The following is a 26,408-nucleotide window of genomic DNA, read 5'->3' as shown; positions in this document are numbered from 1 at the left end:
TGACCCAATACGGAGTCAGCTCTTTTTGATTTTTTTCTGGTTAATAATCCTTATTTGGGGTCAAACTACATAAAAAGTAAACGCCTTAAGAGGTGAATATATTGATTAATCAACTTAGAATCCAATTTTTCGTGACGCTTTTCATATTGCCAATTTGCTTAACCGTTTTTGCCGAAGAAACCGTTCAAAAGGAAAATGATCCTATTGAAAGGAAGGTCATTCTTCAGCGTATGTATCTGGATGGCGAATTAAGTGAAGAGAAATTGACAGAAACAATTTGGTCGATGGAGGATTTTTGGTCAAAATATGAAGGGTGGAAAGTGGTCGATCAAAATGAAGAGCAGATTGTCATGAAGAAAATTGAAAATGACATATCTCCGCTTTTAAAAGCGAATGGTTACCTTGGGATGAGGGAAGATGGTACGTTATCCATTTTTATCGGAAGGCCCGAGCATGCCAAGATCATTCATACTTTCTACCAAATAGACGTTGGTAAACTTGAAGCATACAAGCAGGAGGAACTGCAAAAAGGGATTCCAATCATGAATAAAGACCAATATAAACAGCTCATTAAAGAGTATGAGCCATATTCGTTAAATTAGGATGGGATGACACCCATCCTCCAGACTGTAGGTACACTCGATGAAAATCGGGTTTGTCTGCAGTTTTTTAGGGTTTGTACAATTTGAACGTTGACTCCAGGCACTCGCTTTCCTCCCTCTGCGCCTTTATGCCGCGGTCTCCCCTGGACGCACTTTTCCCGCAGGAGTCTCGCACACCCGTTCCAATACCTTGTTTAAAATATAGATAGAACCCCATTTGTCTACAAACTGTAGGAAGGGATAATACCTCAAATGTAATGAAACGGGATATCCTTTATTGTAAAAGTCTTTGCGCCTACTAAATAACTTTTAATGAACAACACCCCCTTTTTATGATAAAATGAGAGGTACAGCAAAATCAGGGAGAGAATTAATTTGTATGATTATATAAAAGGCAAGGTCGATTATATTGGGCCTGAATACATAGTTGTGGAAAATGGGGGGATCGGATATCAAGTGATGACACCGAATCCTTTTATTTTTTCCGCTCAATACCAGAAAGAAATTCAAGTATTCCTGTATCATTATGTTCGTGAGGATATGGCCGCATTATACGGGTTTCAGACTCGTCAAGAAAAGGCGTTATTCACAAAATTATTGAATGTAACGGGAATCGGGCCGAAGGGTGCTCTAGCCATATTGGCATCAGGCCAGGTTGATCAGGTGGTACAGGCGATCGAAAATGAAGATGAATCGTTTTTGGTGAAATTCCCGGGAGTCGGAAAGAAAACGGCACGGCAGATGATTCTCGATTTAAAAGGGAAACTTGAGAACATTATTCCGGATGCGTTTCCAAGCTTGTTTAACGAAGGCGTAACGGCTGCACTCAGTCCAAATGGCTATACGGAGGAATTGGATGAAGCCATTCTTGCATTGAAGGCTCTTGGTTATTCTGAAAAGGAAATCCAAAAGGTTGCCAAGAAATTGCAGGCTGAAGATATGACGACCGAGCAATATATTAAGAAAGCATTGCAAATGATGTTAAGATAAGGAGTGGCGCAATGGAGGAGAGAATATTCAATCAGGAAGCCGATTTGAACGAACTGTCCTTTGAACAAAGCCTGCGGCCGCAAAACTTAAAGCAATATATCGGACAGGATAAAGTGAAAGCGAATTTAAGTGTATACATCGAAGCGGCAAGGATGCGTGAAGAAACGCTCGATCATGTACTTTTATATGGACCGCCTGGTCTTGGAAAGACGACTCTTGCCGTCATCATCGCCAATGAAATGGGTGTAAATATCCGCACGACTTCCGGTCCCGCCATTGAGCGGCCGGGAGATCTGGCGGCCATTTTGAGTGCACTTGAACCAGGTGATGTATTGTTCATCGATGAGATTCACCGTCTTCCACGTGTAGTTGAAGAAGTGCTATATCCGGCTATGGAGGACTTCTGTCTGGATATTGTAGTCGGTAAGGGACCGGAAGCCCGTTCGATCAGGATCGACTTGCCGCCGTTTACCCTCGTAGGGGCCACGACGCGTGCAGGCTCATTGTCTGCACCGCTCAGGGACCGTTTTGGCGTTTTGAGCCGTCTTGAATATTATACGGAAAACCATTTGACTGATATCATCATCCGTACAGCAAGAATCATGGATACGGAGATGGATGATCAAGCAGCAGCCGAGCTTGCAAGAAGGTCAAGGGGCACCCCGAGAATTGCCAATCGGCTTTTACGGAGGGTCCGGGATTTCGCCCAGGTGCGCGGCGATGGTACGATAACGGCCGAGCTTGCCGATTATGCGCTTGAATTAATGCAGGTCGACCGTTTAGGACTCGATCATATTGACCATAAATTACTTAAAGGGATCATTGAAAAATTCCGTGGCGGACCAGTGGGTCTGGAAACGATTGCGGCAACGATTGGCGAAGAGGCACATACGATCGAAGATGTGTATGAACCATATCTGTTACAAGTCGGTTTTCTTCAGCGTACCCCAAGAGGCCGGATGGCAACACAGCTAGTTTATGAGCATTTCGGCATGGAGATGCCTGAATGATGAATATACCAAAGATGGTTATGATTCTGGGTGTAATTATATTCGTGATTGGATTTGCGATGAAATATATTCATCTCGGCAGGCTGCCGGGAGATATTTTTCTGAAAAAGGGGAATACGACGTTTTACTTTCCTATCGTTACATCAATCATCGTCAGTGTTGTGTTGTCCGCCATTTTTTATTTGATCGGCCGTTTTAAATAATGATTACAGCTTGATAGACACGTAAGGAAGTGGAACAGATGAAATTGGATATGTTTGATTTTCATTTACCAGAGGAACTAATTGCCCAAGTTCCTTTGGAAGATAGGGAAGCCAGCAGATTGATGGTGCTGGACAAAGAAACCGGTAAGCTCCAGCATGATGTATTCAGCCATATCACGGAATATATCAAACCGGGAGATTGCCTGGTGTTGAATGATACGAAGGTGCTTCCGGCCCGACTATACGGCAGTAAAGAAGGAACTGGTGCAAAAATCGAAGTATTGCTGCTTAAGCAAGAGCATGATGATGTATGGGAAACGCTTGTGAAGCCGGCCAAACGGATTAAAGTAGGCTCGACAATCGTTTTTGGCGATGGTAAGCTGAGTGCCGTCTGTACAGGCGTGCTCGAGCATGGCGGCCGAATCCTTGAATTTAAATATGATGGCATATTTTATGAAATACTGGAGAAGCTTGGCGAAATGCCGTTACCTCCATACATCAAGGAACAGCTCGACGACCAGGACCGCTATCAAACGGTATATGCGCGTGAACGGGGATCTGCAGCGGCACCTACCGCTGGCCTGCATTTTACGGAGGATTTGCTTGAGAAACTTAAAGGGATGGGTGTCCACATCGCCTTCATCACGCTGCATGTCGGGCTTGGTACATTCCGTCCAGTAAGTGTCGACGATATTGACAGCCACGAAATGCATTCGGAATTTTATCAAATGACGGAAGGCACAGCCAGATTACTGAATGATGTGAAAGATAAAGGCGGGAAAATCATTACGGTCGGCACAACGTCCACAAGGACATTGGAAACGATTGCGTCCCGCAATGATGGGGTTTTCAAGGAAGAGAATGGCTGGACGAGCATCTTCATTTATCCTGGTTATGAGTTCAAAGGGATCGATGCGATGATAACGAACTTCCATTTGCCCAAATCGACTTTAATCATGCTTATTTCTGCACTTGCAGGCAGGGAGCATGTCCTTCATGCCTATGAAACGGCTGTGGAAGAAAAATACAGGTTCTTTAGTTTTGGAGATGCAATGTTAATTAAGTAATATAAGAGTGAGAAGCTCTTGAAGGGAGTTATTGCGTTGACTGCAATACGATATGAGTTAATCAAAACATGTAAACAGACAGGGGCACGGCTAGGCCGGGTCCATACGCCGCATGGTTCTTTTGAAACGCCGGCATTTATGCCGGTTGGAACGATGGCTACTGTCAAAACGATGTCCCCGGAAGATTTGAAACAAATGGGGGCAGGCATCATCCTGAGCAATACGTACCACCTATGGCTGCGTCCGGGGCATGAAATCATCAAGGAAGCTGGCGGATTGCATAAGTTCATGAACTGGGATCGGGCGATTTTGACCGACTCAGGCGGCTTTCAAGTCTTCAGTTTGAGCGAGTTCCGCAAAATTGAAGAAGAGGGCGTGCATTTCAGGAACCACCTGAATGGCGATAAATTATTTTTATCTCCGGAAAAAGCGATGGAAATACAAAATGCGCTTGGCTCGGATATTATGATGGCATTTGATGAATGTCCGCCATTTCCGGCGACTGAAGAGTATATGAAGAAGTCGGTAGAACGGACATCGCGCTGGGCGGAACGCTGTTTGAATGCACATGAGCGCCCAAATGACCAAGGGCTGTTCGGAATCGTTCAAGGCGGGGAGTTTGAAAATCTTCGCAAACAAAGTGCAAAAGACCTTGTCTCCCTTGACTTCCCGGGTTATGCTATTGGAGGACTATCCGTAGGGGAGCCGAAGGATATCATGAACCGCGTCCTTGAGTTTACAAGTCCGCTTTTGCCAACTGACAAACCGCGTTACCTTATGGGGGTCGGTTCACCGGACTCATTGATCGATGGTGCACTCCGCGGTATCGATATGTTTGACTGTGTACTGCCGACGCGAATTGCGCGTAATGGTACGCTCATGACGAGCAATGGGCGGCTGGTTGTGAAAAATGCGAAGTATGCACGCGATTTCGGTCCAATCGATGAAAATTGCGATTGTCATGTTTGCAAGAATTATAGCCGGGCATATATCCGCCATTTGATTAAATGTGAAGAAACCTTTGGGATTCGTCTTACGACTTACCATAATCTTCATTTTCTGTTAAACTTGATGGAACAGGTCAGACAAGCTATTCGAGAAGATCGCCTTGGAGACTTTAGGGAAGAGTTTTTTGAGCAGTATGGTTTCAATGAACCAAATGCGAGAAACTTCTAATTCCATACATATTTTAATGAACGAAAGGAGTGAATATACAAAATGGGTTCTTTAACACAAATACTTCCGTTGATTTTAATGTTCGTATTGTTCTATTTCTTATTGATCCGCCCGCAGCAAAAACGCCAAAAGGCTACGCGAAACATGCAAAGCAGTTTGAAAAAAGGTGATAAAGTTGCTACTATCGGCGGCATGCACGGAACAATCGATGCAATCGATGAACTGCAAATCGTCATTAAATCACCAGACGGTACAAAACTAACTTTTGACCGTGCTGCAATCCGTGAAATTACGGAAAGCGCACCGAATAAAGAAGCAACTCTATAAGACAAACGAAAAAACCGGGCCATGTGCCCGGTTTTTTTGCTGTGTTTTTTAATCGGTGCGGGAGTCCGAACTCATGTTGACCCCAAGTACGCCGCCCATCATGGCCGTAATCACGAAACAGCCATAGTATATCCATTGCTTGATGGTGAAAAGTGCATCGTGACCTAAATATTGAAAAAGGAACACGACCAACAGATAAAGCAGCCCAGTGCTTCCGCCCAAGAATAGTCCTTGCTTTTTCCCTTTGCCTCCTGAAATGAATCCGCCAATGAACAGCGATAAAAAGGACACGATCATGATCACGTATGTCAGGGATGATTCCGTCAGTGAAGTAAAACGAAGAAGGATGGAAACGATTAAACTAGCAATCATCGCTATGGCAAAGATGGAGCCTACGCCATAAATTACGGCGACACTCATTTTTTTAGTTTCGATGGGTATTCCTCCTTTTTGAAAGGCTGATACGTATAGCCTGTTTATGTGTTTGTACAAGCATATTCCCGATATCGAACCTTTAGACCAGGTTTAAGAAGCTTCCCGCAAAATTAGAAAAGAATATGGAGTAATTTTTCAGTTCCCAAGCCATGCTATGGATGAAGGATGTGGTATTGAAGTGGATATCCTGGCTATTATTTTTAGAACAACAGTGATCTATCTAGTCATCTTAATCCTTTTTCGAATGATGGGTAAGCGGGAAGTTGGGGAATTGAGCATTCTTGATTTAGTGGTATCCATCATGATAGGGGACATTGCCGTTCTATCCTTTGAAGATTTGGATAGACCATTTTTCAGGCAAATCATTCCGATGTTCGTTCTTGCTTTCATCCAAATAATATTGGCTTTCATTTCATTGAAAAGCATTAGATTTCGAAACATCGTGGACGGTACGCCGCAGATCATCATCAATCAAGGGAAAATAGATGAAAAAGCGATGCGTAAGCAACGATATACTTTCGATGATTTATTGACCCAGCTGCGAGAACAGGGAATTAATGATTTAAATGAGGTGCAATTCGCAATCCTCGAATCTACCGGGAAGCTTTCGATCATCAAGAATACCAAAGGCAAAAGGTCTAAAACGAAGGAAACACCTTATCCCCTTATAATTGACGGGGAGATACAGGAGAGGAATCTCGATAGAATTGGCAAAAATCATTTTTGGCTCCGGCACCAGTTGAAAAAGCTGGGAGAAACGAAGATTAAAGAGATTTCGATTTGTGGGTACATAGATGGCCAATTTTATATCGATAAAAATGAAACGAAGAAATGACCGAAGCCTTTTAATGCTTCGGTTCATTTTATTTCCAAGCGAATTTTGATAAAAAGCCGCCCACTACAGGAATCCTGATCAGATCCGCCTTTTTTATGCTGCCGGTCATGAGCAGGAAAAATGTGAATAGCATGATAACGACCGTCACGGAAAAAATAAGCCTTGTGCCAAGTGGCAGTGAGGAAAGCGGGAATTGATAAAGATAATAACCGCCCCATCCTGAAATTAAAGCAAGGACCAGAGCTGAAATATAGCTGCGGAAATGAAGCGTGAAAGGGACGACCTTCAGCACGGTTGAAAAATGCAGGAAGGTAACGAGCATCGTACCGACAGCTATCCCGATTGCGGCACCCATGATCCCGAAACTTTCCTTTGACGCCAGCAGCCAGATCACACCGATTTTAAGGATGTTCCCAGCCAGGCTGTTGAACATTGCGGCCTTTGCAAGATCCAGTGCTTGCAGCATAGATTGCAGCGGATATTGAAAGTAATAAAGGATGAAAAAAGGTGCCAGGAATTTAATGAAAACAGCAGCATGCGAAGAGCCATACATGACTTGTAAAATCGGTTCGGCAAAGATGAACAGAATGACGATAGCTAAACAGCCTGTGATAAAGGTGATTTTCAGGGCCTGCTGAAGCCTGTGTTCAACGAGTAAAAAGTTTCCGGTCGTCCGGGCTTCACTCACTGCCGGGACAAGTGCCGTCGCCAGTGATGATGTAACGAAAGAGGGAAGCATGAGCAATGGCAGTGCGTACCCTGTCAGCTCACCGTATTGACTGGTGGCTGCGGCCGCGGTGACTCCGGCAATAGCCAAACTCTGAGCGACCACTATCGGTTCGAAAAACCACGAGATGGATCCTATCATCCTGCTCCCAGTTGAAGGCAGGGCGATCCCCATCAATTCAGTGAACGTTCCTTTTCCGGATTTGACATTCTTGAAGAAACCTTTCCGGAACTTAAAATGTTTCTTTAGTTTAAAGCTGGTCAATAAGTAGAAGAGAGATACAAGCTCACCGATGATTGAAGCTAACATCGCCCCGGCTGCTGCATATTCAATTCCATATGGCAAAAAAGCCTTCGTCAGGACGGCTATGAAAGTGATTCTGGCCACCTGTTCGATAACTTGTGAGAAAGCGAAGGGCTTCATATTTTGCTTGCCTTGGAAATAACCGCGCAGTACGGATGAAATGGCGATGATCGGTACGATCGGGGCAATCGCCATGAGCGGCCATAATGTCCGTTCATCAGTGAAAAGGTATTCTGAGAGAACCGGCGCAAAAACCAGCATCGCAGGAGTGAAAATCATCGAAAGAGTAAAGGTGCAGGCCAAAGAGACGACAAGGATTTTCTTGATTTTCCGCTCATCCCCTCTGGCATTAGCCTCAGCCACGTATTTCGAAATGGCAATTGGCAGGCCTAACTGGGTTATGTTCACGACGAGAAAGAGGGTCGGTAAAGCCATCATATATAAACCAACGCCTTCTTCGCCGATGAAGCGGGCGATGACAATGCGGTTAATGAAACCAAGAACTCTTGTAATGAGGCTTGCGATTAATAATATCAGCGTCCCTTTTAAAAATTTGGACATTGAACTCCCTCCCTGCCTTCTCAAAAAAGCTGTTATGCTATACAATTATCTATATGCTTGTACTTGGACAAAGCATGACAAAAGTGTTTGTTTGCGTTCTAACAAATGATCGAAATCCTTCTAAGAAAATGCGCATTTATTTGAGAATCATTTTTACTGGAGGCAAAGTGATGGCAAAAAAGAATCATCCCTATCAAAGGTATTATCTAAAGGTACGTCCATTTTTGAAGAGCAAGCGTGAGGAATTCCAAATGGTCGGATTGAATGCCGTAACGGAGGAAGACATTTGGGGAACTTTAACCAAAAATAAATGGAAGCGTCCGCAGGAAAACATTCACCTTCATGAACTTGTCGCAGATATCGTGACATTTTCGAGTAACCAGTTCATGACCTTCCAAATGGTTGAAGCATATAAATCACCAAACCTATTAGAGCCGCTTTCTGAAGAAGAACTGAAGGAACTTTTTAAAGAATAAACACAAAGATATACTTAAATTGACAGCTGTTTGTATATGACTCATAATAGATATGGTTATGCTTTTTTTGGAAAAAGCAGGGAAGCTGTGTCCTTTTTCTCAAGAAGCAAAGGGTATGCAGTTATCATATAAACTAAAAATGACAGTTTTTTTAACTTCAGGAACAGGCGTATTATAGAAAGGGGCCTACTACATAATGGTAAAAAGAAGCAGAATCGTTGCGTTTTTTCTAATCGCACTATTGATTTTCGCAGCGATGGGGACGACTTCAAAAGGAATCCTAAAGGATATCAAGCTGGGTCTTGATCTTCAAGGCGGTTTTGAAGTGTTATATGAAGTAAAACCGCTGTCTGGGGAAAAGATCACCCCGGATGTTTTACGGGCTACAGTAAGCTCGCTTGAGCGGCGTGTCAATGTTTTGGGCGTTAGCGAACCTAACATTCAAATCGAAGGGAAAGACCGGATCCGCGTTCAATTGGCTGGAGTCAAAGACCAAAACAACGCTCGCGAAATCCTCTCGACACAAGCTAAGTTATCTTTCCGTGACTACAACGATAAGGAAATGATGACCGGTGCCGACCTTAAAGAAGGCGGCGCGAAACAAACGTTCCAAGATAATAAACCGGTTGTCGAAGTCACATTGAAAGACGTAAATAAATTTAAGGACATCACTCAAAAAATATCCTCGATGCAAAGTCCGACTAATGTACTTGCAATCTGGTTGGATTTCGAGGAAGGAAAAGATTCCATTAAGGATACAGCCTCACAGGACAATATGATATCCGCTCCGGCTGTCAGTGAAGTTTTCAATACGAAGAAGGTGTATATTACCGGTCAATTCACGGTGGAAGAAGCGAAAGAGCTTGCAGCCCTTCTTAATGCAGGTGCTTTGCCTGTAGATTTAAAAGAAAAGTATTCCACTTCTGTAGGTGCCCAGTTCGGTGCAGGTGCACTGCATGATACTATTTTTGCAGGAATCATCGGAATTGCACTTGTTTTTATCTTCATGCTTGTGTATTACCGCTTCCCGGGATTCATTGCAGTCGTCACTTTAAGCATATATCTTTTCTTGACGCTTTTAGTGTTTGATTGGATGAATGCGGTCCTTACGCTGCCTGGTATTGCAGCATTGGTACTCGGGGTCGGGATGGCCGTCGACGCCAATATCATAACCTATGAGCGAATCAGGGATGAATTGAAACTTGGCAGATCGGTTAAAGCCGCTTATAAAGAAGGTACCAAGAATTCACTTGCTACAATCACGGATGCCAACTTAACGACCCTGCTGGCTGCGGCTGTTCTGTTCTATTATGGAACAAGCTCGGTTAAAGGGTTTGCCACCACTTTAATCATTTCGATTTTAATGAGTTTCATTACAGCCGTCTATGGTACACGCCTCTTCATGAGCCTGTGGGTGAATAGCGGGTTCCTGGACAAACGTGCATCGTGGTTTGGCGTGAAGAAGAAATACATTCACGATATATCCGAGAAAATGGATTTAATGTCATTGCCAACACGCTTTGATAAAATCGATTTCGTCAAACATCGGAAAGTTTTTTATGGCATTTCAATCGGTGTCACCATTATCGGGATCATTTTCCTGCTCGTCTTCAGATTGAATCTTGGGATTGATTTCACGAGCGGTACCCGAATCGAGATTGCGTCCAAAGACGTCTTGACGACTCAGCAAGTCGAAACCGAAATGGAAAAGGTCGGTATTGACGCGGATGATATCAAGGATGTCAGGCTCGCTGGAAAAGACAATAAAAATGCTGTCGTGCGGACAGTCGGTGTCCTCGATAAACAGGAAATCGCTGAATTGAAGGACCATTTCAAGAAGGATTACGGAGCGGAACCGAATGTCAGCACCGTATCACCGACTGTAGGAAAAGAGCTTGCGAAAAATGCCATGTTTGCGTTAGCGATCGCATCAATCGGAATCATATTGTATGTATCGATACGATTTGAATGGCGAATGGCCGTACCTGCCGTGGTCGCGCTCATACATGATGCCTTCTTCATCATCACGATTTTTAGCTTGCTCCGGCTCGAAGTGGATATCACCTTCATTGCTGCGGTTCTGACGATCGTCGGTTATTCGATCAATGATACGATCGTAACCTTTGACCGTATTCGTGAAAACCTGCGCTTCAGCCGTAAAATCAAAACCGCCGAAGAACTTGAGAACATTGTGAACATCAGTATCAGGCAAACTTTGACGAGATCCATTAACACGGTTCTGACCGTTCTCATCACGGTCATCGCGTTGATGATCTTCGGCAGTGAAGCTATCCGTAACTTCTCCATTGCCCTGTTTATCGGGTTAATATGCGGCGTGTATTCATCGCTATTGATCGCTTCCCAATTCTGGCTTGATTTGAAAATCAGGGAATTGAAGAAGAAAGGTCCGCTGAATACAGCGAAAGAAAAGAAACAAAGTCTTGAAGGACAAGTTTAATATGTGAGAGGGGGCTGGCATGATTGCCAGCCTCCTTTTTGTTGAACTAAGCTTATCGAACAGGGAATTACAGCCAATTATGAGTTTAAAATAAAATTGAAACTGGTATATTCGTTTTGTATAATGAGTAAGTTGAGGGGTGAATAAATGTTAAAGCCAAAAACCCGGTGGAACTTACGAACTGCCGATGAAAACAAAGTTGCTGTACTAGCTGAAGAGCTTCATATCACACCTTTGGTTGCAGCCCTGCTTGTGAATCGAGGCCTGGATACGATTGAAAGTGCCCGATCATTTTTATTTGTAAAAAATCAAACTTTTCATGATCCATTTTTATTGAAGGATATGGATAAAGCAGTATATAGAATAAGAGAAGCGATTCAAAATGGAGAAAAAATACGTATATTCGGTGATTATGATGCGGATGGCGTGACATCGACGACAGTGATGATGACGGCGCTGACGAGATTGGGGGCCGATGTTGACTTTTATATCCCGAATCGGTTTACAGAAGGATATGGTCCGAATCCGATGGCATTCCGCCTTGCAGCCGAGCAAGGGGTGAAGGTATTATTAACCGTCGATACCGGAATTTCTGCAGTCGATGAAGCGAAACTTGCCGGCGAGCTTGGCATGGATTATATTTTGACCGACCACCATGAACCGGGACCGGAACTGCCTGAGGCATTGGCAATCATCCATCCTAAACTTGAGGACAGTTCCTATCCATTTAAAGAGCTTGCCGGAGTAGGGGTCGCATTTAAGCTGGCACACGCCTTGCTTGGGGAATTGCCTGAGGATTTGCTTGAGATAGCGGCAATCGGCACGATAGCGGATTTAGTGCCTTTACAAGGGGAAAACCGCATCATTGCTGCGAAAGGCATCGAGCAGTTACGTTTGACGCGCCGCCCGGGACTTGTTGCCTTAATGAAAGTGGCGAATGTTCAGCAGGAAGCATTGAATGAAGAATCGATCGGCTTTGCGATGGCACCGCGGATCAATGCTGTCGGGCGCCTTGGAGATGCCGATCCCGCTGTCGATTTATTGATGTCACAAAGTCTGGAAGAAGCGACGGAACTTGCCAATGAAATCAATGATATCAATAAAGAGCGACAGGAAATGGTTGCGGCAATGGCGGAAGAAGCGATTGCTGAAGTCGAGGAGAACTACCCGCCAGAGTCCAATGGAGTGCTCATCATCGGCAGGGAAGGCTGGAACGCCGGAGTTGTGGGGATTGTGGCCTCTAAACTTGTTGAACGCTTTTACCGGCCCACGATTGTATTGAGCTATGACCGGGAAAAGGGATTAGCTAAAGGTTCTGCTCGGAGCATCGCCGGTTTCGATCTATTTCAAAGTCTTTCCGCCTGCCGTGAAATACTGCCTCATTTCGGTGGACATCCGATGGCTGCTGGAATGACCTTGAAAATTGAAGATGTTCAGGAGCTCAGGGACCGCATGAACTTGATTGCGAAGGAACAACTGAACGAAGAGGACTTCACACCCATTACAAACTTGGACGGGGCAACGACTTTAGCTGAAGTTTCCATTCAAACGATTCAGGAAATGAGCTTGCTGGCGCCATTTGGGGTTACGAATCCTAAGCCGAAGATATTGATAGATTCCGTCCAGCTTTCAAGTGTCCGCAAAATTGGTGCCAACCAAAATCACTTGAAGGTCCAGCTGGAAGATGGTGAAAATCACAAACTTGACGGCGTGGGCTTCGGTCTCGGTCATTTTGTCGATGAAATAGCTCCGCACGCTGAAGTCTCGGTTATTGGTGAGCTTTCCATCAATGAGTGGAATAATATGAAAAAGCCCCAGATCTTTGTCCAGGATGTCTCGGTAAACCATTGGCAGTTATTCGATTACCGCGGCAAGGGACAGGCAGAGAAGTGGCTTGCCGACATTCCCGTACAAAACCGGAAGATCGTCATTTTCTCGGAAGATATTTATCGCAGATACCCATTTTTGCAAAACCATCCAGATCTTGTTCATATCAAGAATGAACTGGATGCAGAGCAGCTCGACTGCTTCGAAGGTCATTTGGCATTTATGGACATGCCGCCGTCCAGGGAATATTTGAAACGGGTGATTGCCAATAAGAACCCTTCGCGTATCTACGCTCACTTTTCCCATGAACAGGACCATTTCTTAAGTACGATGCCAACAAGGGATCATTTTAAATGGTTCTATGCCTTCCTTGCCAAAAAGGGTCCGCTGGACGTGAAAAGATATGGTGATGACCTGGCCAAATATCGCGGCTGGTCAAGAGATACTGTGGATTTCATTTCTAAGGTGTTTTTTGAGCTTGATTTTGTTACAATAGAGAATGGGTTAATTATGCTTACAACCAATGCGAAAAAACGCGATCTCAGTGAATCTGAATCGTATACAAGAAAGAAAGAGCAATTTGAGCTTGAACAAGAGCTTGTTTATTCTTCCTATCAGCAATTATTCGATTGGTTCAATCATTATTTAGTTCATGAGGCAACAGACCTTGAGGAGGAAACAAAGCAATGGATTTAAAGCAATATGTAACAATTGTGCAAGACTGGCCAAAACCGGGTATTGTCTTCAAAGATATTACAACATTAATGGATAACGGCGCAGCTTATAAATACGCAACAGACCAAATCGTCGAGTACGCACGCGATAAAAATATCGACTTGGTGGTAGGGCCGGAAGCACGCGGATTCATTATCGGATGTCCAGTCGCATACTCATTGGAAGTGGGCTTTGCGCCAGTGAGAAAAGAAGGAAAACTTCCACGTGAAACGATAAAGGTCGAATATGGTTTAGAATATGGCAAGGATGTATTGACAATCCATAAAGATGCCATTAAACCGGGACAGCGTATCTTGATCACGGATGATTTGCTTGCTACCGGGGGAACAATCGAAGCGACGATCAAATTGGTTGAACAGCTTGGCGGAATTGTAGCCGGGATTGCATTCCTTATTGAATTGACCGACTTGGATGGTAAAGATAAATTAGACGGCTATGATGTCTTGACATTAATGAGCTTTTAATAAACGAGAGCACTCTTAACAGGGTGCTCTTTTTCTGTTTTTACTCATTTTAGCTGGATTTTGTCGAATTTCCAGTGAAAAAATGCACTATTCTTAATAAAATACTCGTTTAACTCTTTACATCCTTGCCTTTTTTTTCGATAATAGTAATAATAAAGAGTTTTTCTGCTAATAAGTTTATTTGCACTTTTATCCGTTTAAGCGGATTTATTTTTTTTCGCAAAATTTGTCACGTTTTGCAGAATAAAGGGAAGTGCTACCAATCATACTCAATCCGGATCATATCCGGTGGCAGTTAAAGTGGGGTTAAGGTGATTAAATGGCTAATGATCAAATATTGACTGCCGAGCAGGTTGTGGAACGGGCCAGCTTATATCTTCAGCCGGAAGAAGCTGAATTTATCTATAGAGCGTTTAAGTATGCAGAGTATGCTCACCGAGAACAATTCCGTAAATCGGGAGAGCCGTATATTATTCATCCGATTCAAGTGGCGGGCATTCTGGCTGATCTTGAAATGGACCCTGCAACCATTGCGGCAGGTTTTTTACATGATGTTGTTGAAGACACGGAGATCACTTTGAAGGATATTGAAGAAAATTTCAGTCCTGAAGTCGCCATGCTTGTGGATGGCGTGACCAAGTTAGGGAAAATCAAATACAAATCACAGCAAGAGCAACAGGCGGAAAACCATCGGAAAATGTTCGTGGCGATGGCCCAGGATATACGGGTTATCTTGATCAAGCTAGCGGACAGACTGCATAATATGCGGACATTGAAGCATCTGCCGCAGGAAAAGCAGAGAAGGATTTCGAACGAGACGTTGGAAATCTTCGCACCGCTTGCCCATCGTCTTGGTATCAGCACGATTAAATGGGAACTGGAAGATACTGCACTAAGGTATTTGAATCCTCAGCAGTATTACCGAATCGTCAACCTGATGAAGAAGAAACGTGCAGAACGTGAAAACTATCTGGAAGAAGTCATTGATGAAGTGCGTAAAAACGTTGAGGAAGTCAACATTAAGGCTGACCTATCCGGCAGGCCGAAACATATATACAGCATTTATCGCAAAATGGCTTTGCAGAATAAACAGTTCAGCGAAATTTATGATTTGCTTGCAGTTCGGATCGTCGTCAACAGCATAAAAGATTGCTATGCCGTTTTAGGGATCATCCATACATGCTGGAAGCCGATGCCTGGCCGATTCAAAGACTATATCGCGATGCCGAAGCCGAATATGTATCAATCGCTCCATACGACGGTGATCGGACCGAAAGGCGATCCGCTGGAAGTGCAGATCCGTACTTCCGATATGCATCGCATTGCCGAGTTCGGGGTTGCCGCGCACTGGGCTTATAAAGAGGGAAAAGATGTTGGTGAACAGCCTTCACTGGAAGAAAAATTGACATGGTTCCGGGAAATTCTTGAATTCCAGGATGATGCGACTAATGCCGAGGAATTCATGGAATCCCTTAAAATAGATCTTTTTTCTGATATGGTATTCATTTTCACTCCAAAAGGCGATGTCATCGAACTGCCATCAGGATCCAACCCGATTGATTTCGCTTACCGGATTCACTCGGAAATCGGAAATAAAACGATTGGTGCCAAAGTGAACGGGAAAATGGTACCGCTGGATTATAAACTGAAAACTGGCGACATCATAGAAATCTTAACCTCGAAGCATTCATATGGTCCAAGTCAGGATTGGCTTAAGCTAACGCAAACATCTCAAGCGAAAAATAAAATCCGCCAATTTTTCAAGAAGCAGCGCCGGGAAGAAAATATCGAAAAAGGCAAAGAGCTTGTTGAAAAGGAAATCAAGGATATGGAGTTCGACCTGAAGGAAATCCTGGCTGCCGAGAATATCAGGCGTGTTGCGGATAAATTCAACTTCCTGAATGAAGAGGATATGTATGCAGCAGTCGGATATAACGGAATAACAGCCCTTCAGGTAGCTAACCGCCTTACCGAAAAATGGCGTAAGCAGAAGATGGTCGAGCAAGAAGCAGATATTTCTGAAGCGGTAGCCGATCTGAAAACCTTCTCCAATACATCTAAAAAACGTGACTCAGGCGTACAGGTACCGGGGATTGATAACCTGCTTATCCGTTTATCACGCTGTTGCAACCCAGTTCCAGGGGACGAAATCGTTGGTTATATAACCAAAGGCCGTGGAGTTTCAGTTCATAGACAAGATTGCCCGAACCTGGATAGCGGGGATGCCGATCATCGCCTCGTACCGGTTGAATGGGAAAGTACGATTAACGAACGCAAGGAATACATCGTTGAAATTGAAATCAGCGGCTATGACCGTCGCGGCTTATTAAACGAAGTGCTGCAAGCCGTCAATGAAACCAAGACCAACATTTCAGCGGTCTCGGGTAAATCCGACAGGAATAAGGTGGCGACCATTCACATGTCGATTTATATTCATAACATTGCCCATTTACAAAAGGTCGTCGACCGCATAAAACAAATTTCAGATGTTTATTCCGTCAGAAGGATAATGAACTAAGGAGTTTTTATTGCCATGCGTGTTGTTTTACAACGTTCCAAAGCGGCAAAAGTCGTTGTCGCAGACCAAATAATCGGGCAAATCGACAGCGGTCTCGTCCTGTTGGTTGGTATCACCCATGGGGATACCATCGATGACGCCGCCTATTTGGCCGATAAGATTGTCAATCTAAGAATATTTGAAGATGAAAATGAAAAGATGAACCATTCACTATTGGATGTGGGAGGTTCGATTTTATCAGTTTCACAATTCACCTTATACGGCGATTGCCGTAAAGGCCGTCGACCCAACTTCATGGACGCCGCCCGTCCTGAAGAGGCGAATGAATTATATGAAGCATTTAACGAGGAACTCCGCAAGAAAGGCGTCCATACGGAAACAGGTCAATTCGGTGCCATGATGGATGTTCAGCTTACTAATGACGGTCCCGTTACATTAATACTTGAAAGCAAAAAATAACCTGCTGCGGTAGGTTATTTTTTTTGGGTAAGAGAAGAAAAGCCAGCTTTGATGCGAAGCTGGCTTTTCTTCTTTTTATTTAAAATACCGCGCCAATCCATTATAGATGGCTGATGTGATTTTTTCTTGATACTCATTTGATGTTAACGTCAATTCTTCCACTGGATTACTTAAATAACCTAGTTCAATGAGTGTAGCTACCCGTTTATTTTCACGGATAACATGAAAATTCCCGTAACGTGTTCCACGATTGGGCACCTGCATGGTAGAACCGAGTGAATTGGCCAGTGTAGCCGCCAATTCACGCTGATAGTCATGATAGTAGTATGTTGTTATCCCGCTGGTGATCTGGTCCTTGGTGCTATCATAATGGAGGCTGATGAAAGCATCCGCGTTATGTATATGTGAAGTGCTGACCCGGGAAGGGAGTGGAACATAAGTATTTCCGCTTCTGGTCAGGATCACTTTAGCTCCTGCCGCCTGAAGTTTGTCCCGCAGCAATTCTGCCGTTCGAGTCGTCAGGTTTTTTTCAAGTGTTCCACCGACGCCGATTGTACCGCTATCCCTTCCGCCATGTCCGGGATCGATCACAATGGTTTTATCCTTTAAGTATTTCTCAACGCCAGGCCGTTGGATCTGCTCGGGATTCCCTTCGATCGTAACGATCCATCCGGCCACATAAGCTGTTTTTCCGCCCTTAAGTTTAATGGAATACCAGTCGCCTTCCATACCTGATGCGGAGAACGTTTCACCTGCATTGGCCTGCTTTACAATCTCTGAGTTGCCATCAGGCTCACTCCTAAGGATCGTACCATCATGAATGATGGTAATCTTGTTTCCTTTTACATCAACCTTTTTTTCCTTCGCCGTTTTTTCAACATTCTCTTTTTCCAGGTACCAATTCACGACCCAGCCCTTTTTTGAACCGGAGAGCTTTATCTGTGTCATATTACCCTTTGTTTGCAGCACGGCGTAAGTCTCATCCTTGTTCACCGAACCGATGACCTTGCTTGAGAGAGAGGCTTCTTTCCTGACATTTAATCCCGCAGCGGTCACCCTTGCAGTGGCGCCTGCCGTTTCATTTTTCATATCATCTTTATCTTCGCTTACTTGTATGTAAGGTTCAGCTACCCAACCGCGGACTCCTTGGAAATCAATTTCAGCCCATTCATTTTCAACCCTGTAAACGGTCACTGACGTATTTTTATTCAGCTTTCCGAGCGAGGCACTGCTTGTCGATGGTTCCGAACGGACATTGAGCCGGTCCACCAATGTTACACCGGTTTTTACGGATTGATTCGTTTCTTTTTCCTTAGTTGAATCTTTCTTCGCTGCATTTCCTGATGAGGCGGGAAGCTTTAAGAAGTCAGATGAGACCCAGCCTTCGATATCCGCCTTTTTGACCTTTATCCAATTTTCATTCTTTTCAATGATGTCAACAGCCGTTCCTTTACTTAAGGATCCAACCGTTTGAAATGTAGTGCCGGGACCTGTACGGACGCGGACGGAGCTGCCTGTTATCATGCCTTGTCCGGATTCCTTTTTGACCTGGTTGGTATCGGACCCCGTTTGTTTCTCCACTAACCAATTGGCAACCCATCCCGTTTTGCCGGCGCCAATCCGGATTTCGATCCAGTCGCCATCTTCATTCAGAATAGGATACGAGTCCCCTTTTTCCAGTTTTTTTACGATAGGGAAACTGAGGCCTGCACCTTCACGGACATTGACCACTTGGGTCGTCACGATATTTTCCCCTTCATCTTTTCCAAAAGCGTGATTGACGGGGAAAATCGCTGAGAATATCAGCATCAGTGTCAGGCCGAATAAACCCGATTTCTTCTTCATAAGTTGTCTCTCCCTTTTAATGTCTATATGTATTTATTCTCGTTCAATGAAAATTTCCCTCTTCCCCTGTGCAAAAAACATTTTTTTTAGGAAAGAATAGAGCTTATATAACTCAAGGAGGGAAACCACATGAAATTCAGCGAAAAAGATCAAACGAGCTTAAGCGGAGGCAATCAAGTACTGGGCGTCGATTTTCACGATTTCATTCAAAAGGAACAAAGCGCAAACCTTGTTGAATTGGCATCCGAATTCGGGGTCAATGTCCGGACGATCAAAAATTTGAAAAAACGTTTGAACCAATAAAATGCGACAAAATCCTCAGTCTGCCTTGACATTTGATGTTAACGTCCGTATGATTATAAAATATCAGACTCATTACTGCAATAACCAATGATGGAGAAGAGTAATTAAGAAACACATGAAAAGAGAGGAAATGCCGAGGCTGAAAGCATTCCACATGATGACTTAATGAAAGAACCCTCCGTAGGCTTCACTCCGAACGGATTTACTTAATAGGAGATGGACGTAAAACAGGCGTTAACTGTTTTTGAGCGGGGGCACTTTTTTTTGTGCTTCAACTAGGGTGGCACCACGGGATATCCAAACTCTCGTCCCTTGTAACGGATAAGTTACAAGGGGCGGGAGTTTTTTGTTTGGAAAAAATCAGTATAGCGCCGTATCAGAAAGGGCGTCTTGCTTTAAAGGAGGAAACACAAATGTCTATTCAGATTCCTAGAGGTACCCAGGATTTATTGCCTGGCCAAACGGAAATTTGGCAGTATATCGAGAACACAGCGCGTGAGATTTGTCACCGTTACCAATATAAAGAAATCCGCACACCGATTTTTGAGCATACGGAATTATTTTTACGTGGTGTAGGGGATACAACCGATATCGTACAAAAAGAAATGTATTCATTTCAAGATCGCGGTGAAAGGAACTTGACCCTTCGTCCGGAAGGCACCGCATCGGTTGTACGGTCATATATCGAGAACAAAATGTTCGGGTGGGCCAATCAACCGGTCAAGCTTTATTATATCGGGCCGATGTTCCGTTACGAACGTCCGCAAGCAGGCCGGTTCCGCCAGTTCGTTCAATTCGGCATCGAAGCTTTAGGAAGTAAGGATCCCGGAATCGATGCAGAGGTTCTGTCACTTGCGATGAACCTTTACAAGGAACTTGGTTTGAAAAAGCTGAAACTTGTGATCAACAGCCTTGGTGATAAGGAAAGCCGGACAGCGCATCGCAATGCGTTAATTAAACATTTCGAACCTCGCATCGGCGAGTTTTGCGGCGATTGTCAAAACCGTCTCGAAAAAAATCCTTTGCGTATCCTGGATTGTAAAAAGGATCACGATCACGAATTGATGAACACGGCTCCTTCCATCATTGAATATTTAAATGATGAATCCCGTATTTATTTCGAAAAGGTGAAACAGCACTTAACCGATTTGGAAATCGACTTCGTTGAAGATCCGACCCTAGTGCGGGGCTTGGATTACTATAATCATACCGCATTTGAAATTATGAGTGATGCAGAAGGCTTTGGCGCCATCACTACCCTTTGCGGAGGCGGCCGTTATAACGGGCTAGCTGAAGAACTTGGCGGACCGGAAACACCGGGAATCGGCTTTGCACTTAGCATTGAACGCCTGATTGCTGCCCTCCAAGCAGAAAACATCGAGCTTCCGATCAAAAAGGGAATTGACTGCTATCTTGTTTCATTAGGTGAATCAGCCAAGGATTATACCGTCAAACTTGCCCATCAATTGCGGAATGCCGGTTTTACCGTCGAAAAAGACTATCAAGACCGTAAAGTGAAAGCACAATTCAAATCAGCCGACCGCCTCGAAGCAAGATATGTGGCGACACTCGGGGATGATGAATTGGCAAATAATAAAATCAATGTGAAGTTCATGGAAACCGGTGAACAAGTCCAAATGGAACTTGCTACATTCGTTGAACAATTCAAAAAGCTACAGGCTTAAGGGGGAAATACCATGTTTGGCAGAACATACTTCAATGGTGAAGTGACAGAAGCAGCTATTGGTGAAAAAGTAACATTAAAAGGATGGGTACAAAAACGCCGGGATTTGGGCGGGGTCATCTTTATCGACCTACGTGACAGAAGCGGAGTCGTCCAAGTCGTTTTCAATCCGGACATCTCGGCAGACGCGCTGGCCACAGCCGAAAAGATTCGTAATGAATACGTCCTTGATATCCAAGGGACAGTCATCAAACGTGATGAAGCCAACTTCAATCCGAACGTAACAACAGGGACCGTCGAAGTTCAAGCTGAAAACGTTACAATTTTAAACGAAGCAAAGACCCCTCCATTCATCATTGATGAAAGAACGGATGTATCAGAAGACATCCGCTTGAAATATCGTTATTTGGACCTGCGCCGTCCAGCGATGTTCGAAACGTTGAAAATGCGTAACCAAACAACAAAAGCGATCCGTGATTACTTGGACGGTGAAGGCTTCCTTGATATCGAAACACCTATCTTAACGAAAAGTACACCTGAAGGAGCACGTGATTATTTAGTGCCTAGCCGTGTACACGAAGGTGAGTTCTATGCACTTCCGCAGTCACCGCAAATCTTCAAGCAGCTATTGATGGTATCCGGTTTCGAACGTTATTATCAAATTGCCCGCTGTTTCCGTGATGAAGACTTACGTGCTGACAGACAGCCTGAATTCACGCAAATCGATATTGAAACAAGCTTCATGAGCCAAGAAGATATCATTAACACCGCTGAAAACATGATGGCTAAAGTGATGAAAGAAGTAAAAGGATTGGACGTAACACTGCCATTCCCTAGAATGACATACAATGAAGCAATGAGCCGTTACGGTTCCGACAAACCGGATACACGTTTCGGAATGGAACTTAAAGATGTTTCCGAAATCGTCAAAGACAGTGATTTCAAAGTGTTCACCGGCGCTGTTGCAAACGGCGGACAAGTTAAGGCGATCGTCGTTAAGGACGGAAATGCGGATTATTCCCGTAAAGATATTGATGGATTGGCTGAATTTGCAGCGATTTACGGTGCAAAAGGCCTTGCATGGCTGAAAGTTGAAGAAGACGGAGTAAAAGGGCCGATCGCCAAATTCTTCGCAGAAGATCAAGAGCAATTAGTATCTGCATTGGAAGCTGAAGTGGGCGATTTAATCTTATTCGTCGCGGATAAGAAAGGCATAGTCGCTGATGCACTTGGAGCACTTCGCAACAAGCTTGGTAAAGAAAGAGGCTTGATCGATCAAAGCAAATTCAACTTCCTATGGGTGACGGACTGGCCATTATTTGAATATGACGAAGAAGAAGGACGCTACTATGCAGCACACCATCCATTCACAATGCCATTCCGTGAAGACATGGACAAACTGGAATCAGACCCAGCAAGCGTCCGTGCACAAGCATATGACCTTGTACTGAACGGCTACGAACTTGGCGGCGGATCACTGCGGATATTCGAACGCGACGTTCAGGAAAAAATGTTCAAAGTACTCGGATTCTCCGAAGAAGAAGCAAACGCACAATTCGGCTTCCTAATGGATGCATTCGAATACGGAACGCCTCCACACGGCGGGATCGCCCTTGGACTGGACCGCATGGTCATGCTGCTCGCAGGCCGCACGAACCTTCGCGACACCATCGCGTTCCCGAAAACAGCAAGCGCAAGCGACCTGCTCGTTGACGCACCGAGTACTGTAAGTGACAAGCAATTGGCCGAACTTAACCTAAGACTTGCTGCACTTAAAAAATAATTCATTTGGCAAAAATATGAAAAAATACCTAGGTGTTTTTTCTTGAAACAGAGTTAAGCATTATGATATGATGTCTTCAATAAGTAAGAGTCCTGATGTGTTCGTTCTTTAACCTATAAGTTTTGACCGAACACTTATAGTTACCGGGAGCACTAGTTTCCTGGCCGCGTAAAAGCCTCCCTCGAAGAGGACTTACAAACGCGAGGAACCGAGCACCCACCTGCGGAGAGCGGGTTCAAAACAAAGGCGTAAACGGCACAATTGGGACTCTTACACCTTACAAAGCAACTCATGTTAAACAACATGGGTTTTTTTGTGCGACAAAACAGTTAACTCACGAGTAAATGGTGCGAACTCACGAGTAAATGTCGTAAACTCACGAGTAAATGGTGCGAATTCACGAGTAAATGGCTCAAATCTACGAGTAAACGCAAATTCACGAGTAAACTGCTTATATTCACGAGTAAAACGCAAACTCACGAGTAAATGGCGAGAATTCACGAGTAAATGGTGCGAACTCACGAGTAAATGGCGCAAACTCACGAGTAAATGGCGCAATTTCACGAGTAAACTACGTAAATTCACGAGTATGGCGCAAACTCACGAGTAAATGGCGAGAATTCACGAGTAAACGCAAATTCACGAGTAAATGTCGCGAACTCACGAGTAAATGGCGTAAACTCACGAGTAAATGGTGCGAATTCACGAGTAAATGGCGTAATTTCACGAGTATGGCGCAAACTCACGAGTAAACTGCGTAAACTCACGAGTAAATAGTGCAAATTCACGAGTAAATGGCGTAAACTCACGAGTAAATGGCGTAAACCCACGAGTAAATGGCTCAAATCTACGAGTAAACGCAAATTCACGAGTAAATGTCGCGAACTCACGAGTAAACTACGTAAATTCACGAGTAAACTGCTTATATTCACGAGTAAAACGCAAACTCACGAGTAAATGGCGCAATTTCACGAGTAAACTACGTAAATTCACGAGTAAACTGCTTATATTCACGAGTAAAACGCAAACTCACGAGTAAATGGCGCAATTTCACGAGTAAACTGCGTAAATTCACGAGTATGGCGCAATTTCACGAGTAAACTGCGTAAAATCACGAGTAAATGTCGCAAACTCACGAGTAAGCTACAAATTCCATGAATTAAACAGAGCGAACTCCCGGTAAAACGTCTGATTTCAGATCCTAGCAGGAAAAAAGGGCATTTACATAGAAGCTAAATGGAGAAGGAGTTGATGAATGGATGCTAAAACCGTGTGAAATGCCTATGAAAATGCTCAAACTGGAGGCATTAAGCAGGAGGCTCTCAGCAAATCATCCAAAACAGGAAAGAATCAGGAACGATTTCCAGAAAATCCGTACAGGATATAACGGGGAGCTGAGTATCGGAAAAGAGCTGAAGAATCTTCCGAAAGAATATTGTGTATTTCATGATTTGAGATTAAGCCCCGATGGGAGCCGTTATTTTCAAATGGATTTCCTAATATTCACCCGGAATTACTGTATCATCATTGAAGTGAAAAATTTTGCCGGAACGCTCTATTTTGACCGCACCTATCCCCAATTGATTCGGACAAAAGATGGACAGGAACAGGCATATCTGGATCCGTTAATCCAGGTTGACGTGCAAAAATCCCGATTAAATGATTGGCTTACTTTTCACAAATTCCCCTCGCTGCCGATTGAAACGCTCATTGCCAATGCAAACTCGAATACCATCATCAGGACTACCCCAGGTTTTACCCCCATTTTCAAAAAGATCACGGGAAAAGAAACCCTGATTACCAAAATTCACACCCTAGAAGAAAAGTATCCTTCTGAGCAATTAACCCAAAGGCAGAGCAATAGGCTTTCGAACACGATTCTGCATAAAAACACTCCGCATAATCCTGATATACTCGAATTGTATCAAATTGATGAGCAAGATCTGCTCAAAAGCGTTCAATGTCCTGAATGCTCTGCTCCCCATATGCAATATCACTGGGGCAAATGGTCATGCAGTCAATGTTCTTACGCCGCGAAAGATGCCCACATTCAAACTCTTCGTGATTTTGCTCTCCTCATAAAACCCAATATAACAAATAAACAAGCACGGCTCTTTTTACAAATCGATTCAATTGATATCATGCAACGGATGCTATCTGCTTTGGAATTGCCTTATTCGGGGCAATTTAAAAATAGAGCTTATAAACTTGATGGATTAATTCACGAGTAAATAGTGCAAATTCACGAGTAAACTGCGTAAACTCACGAGTAAACTATGTAAACTCACGAGTAAATGGCCCAAATCTACGAGTAATCAAGCCAAACTCACGAGTAAATACCCCAAACTAACGAAAAAACCAAAAAAAACATTAATAAACTTCAAATAGTCCCATTTAAGTAACATTCCGCAATATAGATTCGTAAATTATAGTAAGGTTGAGCAATAGTCAGCCAAGGATAGAAAGTAGTGAGGGCTTTGAAAGATTTATTGTATGCAAAGAGGATGGAAATGCTTCAATTAGTGGAGCGGCTAGTGAATATAGATAGTGGTTCTCATACGAAAAAGGGTATTGATGAAATTGGTTCGATTTTAAAAACGAAATTTGAAAGTCTGGATTTTATTGTGAATACCGTCGAGCAACAGAATTATGGCAATCAGCTGGTCATCCAGCATCGTGATGCGCAACAACCGCATATTCTGCTCGTCGCCCATATGGATACGGTTTTTTCGGAAGGCACAGCGCAAAAACGTCCTTTTAAAGTGAAAGGAAGTCGGGCATACGGTCCTGGTGTAGCGGATATGAAGTCCAGTTTGGTTGAGCTTTTTTATGCGATCCTTTGCTTGAAACAGACGGGGCAGACAGGCTATAAGCATATCCAAATCATTCTTAATAGTGATGAGGAGATCGGATCTCCGTCGTCCGCTTCACTCATATCGGAAAAAGCGGCCAATAAGAAGTTCGCGTTAATTCTTGAACCGGCTAGGACGGACGGTTCGCTTGTCACGGCAAGAAGGGGCTGCGGTCAGTTTAAAGTGGATATCGTCGGGGTGGCCGCCCATTCAGGAATCGAACCGGAAAAGGGACGAAGTGCAATTGAAGAATTGGCCCATAAGATCATCGCCTTACACCAATTGAATGATCAACAGAAAGGAATCAGCGTCAATGTCGGCATGATTGAAGGAGGATCCGCTGTCAATATGATCGCTTCCCATGCGGCTGCTTTTGTGGATGTGCGGATTTCGGAAAAAAGGCAGGAAGGCATCATCCTCAAGCAACTGAAAAAAATCTGTGCTGAAACCTATATTTCAGGAACGATAACGACATTAAGCGGGAAAATGGACCGGTCCCCCATGGAAAAAAATGAGAAAACGAACTTGCTTTTAGAGACGATCCGTCAGGCTGGGAAGGAAATTGGCATCGAAATCACGGATACGGCCACGGGTGGAGGTTCGGATGCTTCCATCTCTTCTGATTTGGGAATCGCGACAGTGGATGGACTCGGGCCAATTGGAGGCAATGCACATAGTGAAGAGGAGTATATGGAAATTCCTAGCCTGACGGAAAGAACCCTTCTATTGGCAACCGTCATTCAAAAATTATCAAAAATGACCTAGTGC

General features: G+C 44.0%; 24 protein-coding genes, 1 other RNA gene and 1 other annotated feature. Of the genes, 20 read left to right on the top strand and 5 right to left on the bottom strand.

Going from position 1 to position 26,408, the window contains the following annotated elements; all coding sequences use genetic code 11:
- Positions 1–92: 92 nt before the first annotated feature.
- From AC3ISB_RS19665 to yajC, 7 genes are all read left to right on the top strand, one after another.
- Positions 93–602 (top strand): intercompartmental signaling factor BofC, encoded by a 510-nt coding sequence (locus AC3ISB_RS19665; RefSeq protein WP_098369651.1) that lies wholly within the window; start codon positions 93–95, stop codon positions 600–602.
- Positions 603–977: 375 nt separating this feature from the next.
- Positions 978–1,592, top strand: a complete 615-nt coding sequence (ruvA, locus tag AC3ISB_RS19660) for a Holliday junction branch migration protein RuvA (protein ID WP_098369652.1) — start codon at positions 978–980, stop codon at positions 1,590–1,592.
- Positions 1,593–1,603: 11 nt separating this feature from the next.
- Positions 1,604–2,602, top strand: coding sequence for a Holliday junction branch migration DNA helicase RuvB (gene ruvB / locus AC3ISB_RS19655; protein WP_034308811.1), 999 nt, complete (start codon positions 1,604–1,606; stop codon positions 2,600–2,602).
- Entirely contained in the window at positions 2,599–2,805 is a 207-nt protein-coding gene (locus tag AC3ISB_RS19650) for a DUF2905 domain-containing protein (RefSeq protein WP_034308809.1), read from the top strand. The genes ruvB and AC3ISB_RS19650 overlap by 4 nt, the downstream gene beginning before the upstream one ends.
- A gap of 38 nt (positions 2,806–2,843) precedes the next feature.
- A complete protein-coding gene (gene queA / locus AC3ISB_RS19645) occupies positions 2,844–3,872 on the top strand; it encodes a tRNA preQ1(34) S-adenosylmethionine ribosyltransferase-isomerase QueA (protein ID WP_141994987.1) in 1,029 nt (342 codons plus the stop codon).
- 36 nt (positions 3,873–3,908) lie between these two features.
- Positions 3,909–5,048 carry a tRNA guanosine(34) transglycosylase Tgt gene (gene tgt / locus AC3ISB_RS19640; RefSeq protein ID WP_076365000.1) on the top strand — a complete coding sequence of 380 codons (1,140 nt, stop codon included), beginning with the start codon at positions 3,909–3,911 and terminating at the stop codon, positions 5,046–5,048.
- Positions 5,049–5,090: 42 nt separating this feature from the next.
- Complete coding sequence (yajC, locus tag AC3ISB_RS19635) at positions 5,091–5,375, top strand: preprotein translocase subunit YajC (RefSeq protein ID WP_489273947.1); 285 nt, start codon at positions 5,091–5,093, stop codon at positions 5,373–5,375.
- Between the two features lie 48 nt (positions 5,376–5,423).
- Here yajC and AC3ISB_RS19630 read toward each other — a convergent pair whose 3' ends face one another.
- Entirely contained in the window at positions 5,424–5,795 is a 372-nt protein-coding gene (locus AC3ISB_RS19630) for a TIGR04086 family membrane protein (RefSeq protein WP_174524159.1), read from the bottom strand.
- A 169-nt stretch (positions 5,796–5,964) separates the two neighbouring features.
- On the opposite strand from AC3ISB_RS19630, the gene AC3ISB_RS19625 reads away from it, so the two are divergent.
- Positions 5,965–6,645: a DUF421 domain-containing protein gene (locus AC3ISB_RS19625; RefSeq protein WP_098369656.1), complete on the top strand. Its 681-nt coding sequence runs from the start codon at positions 5,965–5,967 to the stop codon at positions 6,643–6,645.
- Positions 6,646–6,673: 28 nt separating this feature from the next.
- On the opposite strand, the gene spoVB is transcribed toward AC3ISB_RS19625, so the two are convergent.
- Complete coding sequence (gene spoVB / locus AC3ISB_RS19620) at positions 6,674–8,236, bottom strand: stage V sporulation protein B (RefSeq protein WP_489273945.1); 1,563 nt, start codon at positions 8,234–8,236, stop codon at positions 6,674–6,676.
- Between the two features lie 170 nt (positions 8,237–8,406).
- Between spoVB and AC3ISB_RS19615 the strand changes: the two genes are divergently transcribed.
- From AC3ISB_RS19615 to dtd, 6 genes are all read left to right on the top strand, one after another.
- Positions 8,407–8,712 (top strand): post-transcriptional regulator, encoded by a 306-nt coding sequence (locus tag AC3ISB_RS19615; protein WP_179890971.1) that lies wholly within the window; start codon positions 8,407–8,409, stop codon positions 8,710–8,712.
- 196 nt (positions 8,713–8,908) lie between these two features.
- Positions 8,909–11,170, top strand: coding sequence for a protein translocase subunit SecDF (gene secDF / locus AC3ISB_RS19610; protein ID WP_480338569.1), 2,262 nt, complete (start codon positions 8,909–8,911; stop codon positions 11,168–11,170).
- A gap of 147 nt (positions 11,171–11,317) precedes the next feature.
- Positions 11,318–13,693, top strand: coding sequence for a single-stranded-DNA-specific exonuclease RecJ (gene recJ, locus AC3ISB_RS19605; RefSeq protein WP_489273943.1), 2,376 nt, complete (start codon positions 11,318–11,320; stop codon positions 13,691–13,693).
- Positions 13,684–14,196 (top strand): adenine phosphoribosyltransferase, encoded by a 513-nt coding sequence (locus tag AC3ISB_RS19600; RefSeq protein WP_061464220.1) that lies wholly within the window; start codon positions 13,684–13,686, stop codon positions 14,194–14,196. Before recJ ends, AC3ISB_RS19600 begins: the two co-directional genes overlap by 10 nt.
- 319 nt (positions 14,197–14,515) lie before the next feature.
- On the top strand, positions 14,516–16,714 hold the full coding sequence (locus AC3ISB_RS19595) for a RelA/SpoT family protein (RefSeq protein ID WP_098369661.1): 2,199 nt from the start codon (positions 14,516–14,518) through the stop codon (positions 16,712–16,714).
- Positions 16,715–16,729: 15 nt separating this feature from the next.
- Positions 16,730–17,173, top strand: coding sequence for a D-aminoacyl-tRNA deacylase (dtd, locus tag AC3ISB_RS19590; protein ID WP_098369662.1), 444 nt, complete (start codon positions 16,730–16,732; stop codon positions 17,171–17,173).
- Between the two features lie 75 nt (positions 17,174–17,248).
- Here dtd and AC3ISB_RS19585 read toward each other — a convergent pair whose 3' ends face one another.
- Entirely contained in the window at positions 17,249–19,018 is a 1,770-nt protein-coding gene (locus AC3ISB_RS19585) for an N-acetylmuramoyl-L-alanine amidase family protein (RefSeq protein ID WP_489273939.1), read from the bottom strand.
- Between the two features lie 129 nt (positions 19,019–19,147).
- Here AC3ISB_RS19585 and AC3ISB_RS19580 point away from each other — a divergent pair, with 129 nt between their 5' ends.
- The 4 genes from AC3ISB_RS19580 (at position 19,148) to ssrS (ending at position 23,060) form a co-directional block, all read left to right on the top strand.
- Positions 19,148–19,321, top strand: a complete 174-nt coding sequence (locus tag AC3ISB_RS19580) for a hypothetical protein (protein ID WP_034308777.1) — start codon at positions 19,148–19,150, stop codon at positions 19,319–19,321.
- A gap of 78 nt (positions 19,322–19,399) precedes the next feature.
- Positions 19,400–19,637, top strand: a binding site (T-box leader).
- Between the two features lie 97 nt (positions 19,638–19,734).
- Positions 19,735–21,006 (top strand): histidine--tRNA ligase, encoded by a 1,272-nt coding sequence (hisS, locus tag AC3ISB_RS19575; protein ID WP_480338572.1) that lies wholly within the window; start codon positions 19,735–19,737, stop codon positions 21,004–21,006.
- A gap of 12 nt (positions 21,007–21,018) precedes the next feature.
- The gene (aspS, locus tag AC3ISB_RS19570; protein ID WP_098369665.1) at positions 21,019–22,788 is read left to right on the top strand and encodes an aspartate--tRNA ligase; all 1,770 of its coding nucleotides are present in this window, start codon (positions 21,019–21,021) and stop codon (positions 22,786–22,788) included.
- An 86-nt stretch (positions 22,789–22,874) separates the two neighbouring features.
- Positions 22,875–23,060: non-coding RNA, 6S RNA (ssrS, locus tag AC3ISB_RS19565), on the top strand.
- A gap of 22 nt (positions 23,061–23,082) precedes the next feature.
- Here ssrS and AC3ISB_RS19560 read toward each other — a convergent pair.
- On the bottom strand, positions 23,083–23,373 hold the full coding sequence (locus AC3ISB_RS19560) for a hypothetical protein (RefSeq protein ID WP_489273936.1): 291 nt from the start codon (positions 23,371–23,373) through the stop codon (positions 23,083–23,085).
- Positions 23,370–23,699 carry a hypothetical protein gene (locus AC3ISB_RS19555; RefSeq protein ID WP_489273934.1) on the bottom strand — a complete coding sequence of 110 codons (330 nt, stop codon included), beginning with the start codon at positions 23,697–23,699 and terminating at the stop codon, positions 23,370–23,372. The genes AC3ISB_RS19560 and AC3ISB_RS19555 overlap by 4 nt, the downstream gene beginning before the upstream one ends.
- A 348-nt stretch (positions 23,700–24,047) precedes the next feature.
- On the opposite strand from AC3ISB_RS19555, the gene AC3ISB_RS19550 reads away from it, so the two are divergent.
- A complete protein-coding gene (locus AC3ISB_RS19550; protein WP_480338575.1) occupies positions 24,048–25,019 on the top strand; it encodes an NERD domain-containing protein in 972 nt (323 codons plus the stop codon).
- A 237-nt stretch (positions 25,020–25,256) separates the two neighbouring features.
- A complete protein-coding gene (locus AC3ISB_RS19545; RefSeq protein ID WP_489273932.1) occupies positions 25,257–26,405 on the top strand; it encodes a M20 family metallopeptidase in 1,149 nt (382 codons plus the stop codon).
- The last annotated feature ends 3 nt before the right edge of the window (positions 26,406–26,408 follow it).

The sequence above is a fragment of the Peribacillus sp. GL_122 genome, from assembly GCF_057835005.1.
The sequence above is the reverse complement of the archived record's forward strand: the minus strand, read 5'-3'. Positions and strand labels throughout refer to the sequence as shown.

Bases quoted from the DNA above. Each gene is read 5' to 3' on its own strand.
- recJ (WP_489273943.1), top strand. From the start codon at position 11,318: ATGTTAAAGCCAAAAACCCGGTGGAACTTACGAACTGCCGATGAAAAC.
- dtd (WP_098369662.1), top strand. From the start codon at position 16,730: ATGCGTGTTGTTTTACAACGTTCCAAAGCGGCAAAAGTCGTTGTCGCA.
- secDF (WP_480338569.1), top strand. From the start codon at position 8,909: ATGGTAAAAAGAAGCAGAATCGTTGCGTTTTTTCTAATCGCACTATTG.
- queA (WP_141994987.1), top strand. From the start codon at position 2,844: ATGAAATTGGATATGTTTGATTTTCATTTACCAGAGGAACTAATTGCC.
- AC3ISB_RS19595 (WP_098369661.1), top strand. From the start codon at position 14,516: ATGGCTAATGATCAAATATTGACTGCCGAGCAGGTTGTGGAACGGGCC.
- yajC (WP_489273947.1), top strand. From the start codon at position 5,091: ATGGGTTCTTTAACACAAATACTTCCGTTGATTTTAATGTTCGTATTG.
- AC3ISB_RS19550 (WP_480338575.1), top strand. From the start codon at position 24,048: ATGCTAAAACCGTGTGAAATGCCTATGAAAATGCTCAAACTGGAGGCA.
- AC3ISB_RS19625 (WP_098369656.1), top strand. From the start codon at position 5,965: ATGGATGAAGGATGTGGTATTGAAGTGGATATCCTGGCTATTATTTTT.
- spoVB (WP_489273945.1), bottom strand. From the start codon at position 8,236: ATGTCCAAATTTTTAAAAGGGACGCTGATATTATTAATCGCAAGCCTC.
- hisS (WP_480338572.1), top strand. From the start codon at position 19,735: ATGTCTATTCAGATTCCTAGAGGTACCCAGGATTTATTGCCTGGCCAA.
- AC3ISB_RS19580 (WP_034308777.1), top strand. From the start codon at position 19,148: ATGAAATTCAGCGAAAAAGATCAAACGAGCTTAAGCGGAGGCAATCAA.
- AC3ISB_RS19585 (WP_489273939.1), bottom strand. From the start codon at position 19,018: ATGAAGAAGAAATCGGGTTTATTCGGCCTGACACTGATGCTGATATTC.
- ruvB (WP_034308811.1), top strand. From the start codon at position 1,604: ATGGAGGAGAGAATATTCAATCAGGAAGCCGATTTGAACGAACTGTCC.
- AC3ISB_RS19600 (WP_061464220.1), top strand. From the start codon at position 13,684: ATGGATTTAAAGCAATATGTAACAATTGTGCAAGACTGGCCAAAACCG.
- AC3ISB_RS19630 (WP_174524159.1), bottom strand. From the start codon at position 5,795: ATGAGTGTCGCCGTAATTTATGGCGTAGGCTCCATCTTTGCCATAGCG.
- AC3ISB_RS19650 (WP_034308809.1), top strand. From the start codon at position 2,599: ATGATGAATATACCAAAGATGGTTATGATTCTGGGTGTAATTATATTC.
- aspS (WP_098369665.1), top strand. From the start codon at position 21,019: ATGTTTGGCAGAACATACTTCAATGGTGAAGTGACAGAAGCAGCTATT.
- AC3ISB_RS19615 (WP_179890971.1), top strand. From the start codon at position 8,407: ATGGCAAAAAAGAATCATCCCTATCAAAGGTATTATCTAAAGGTACGT.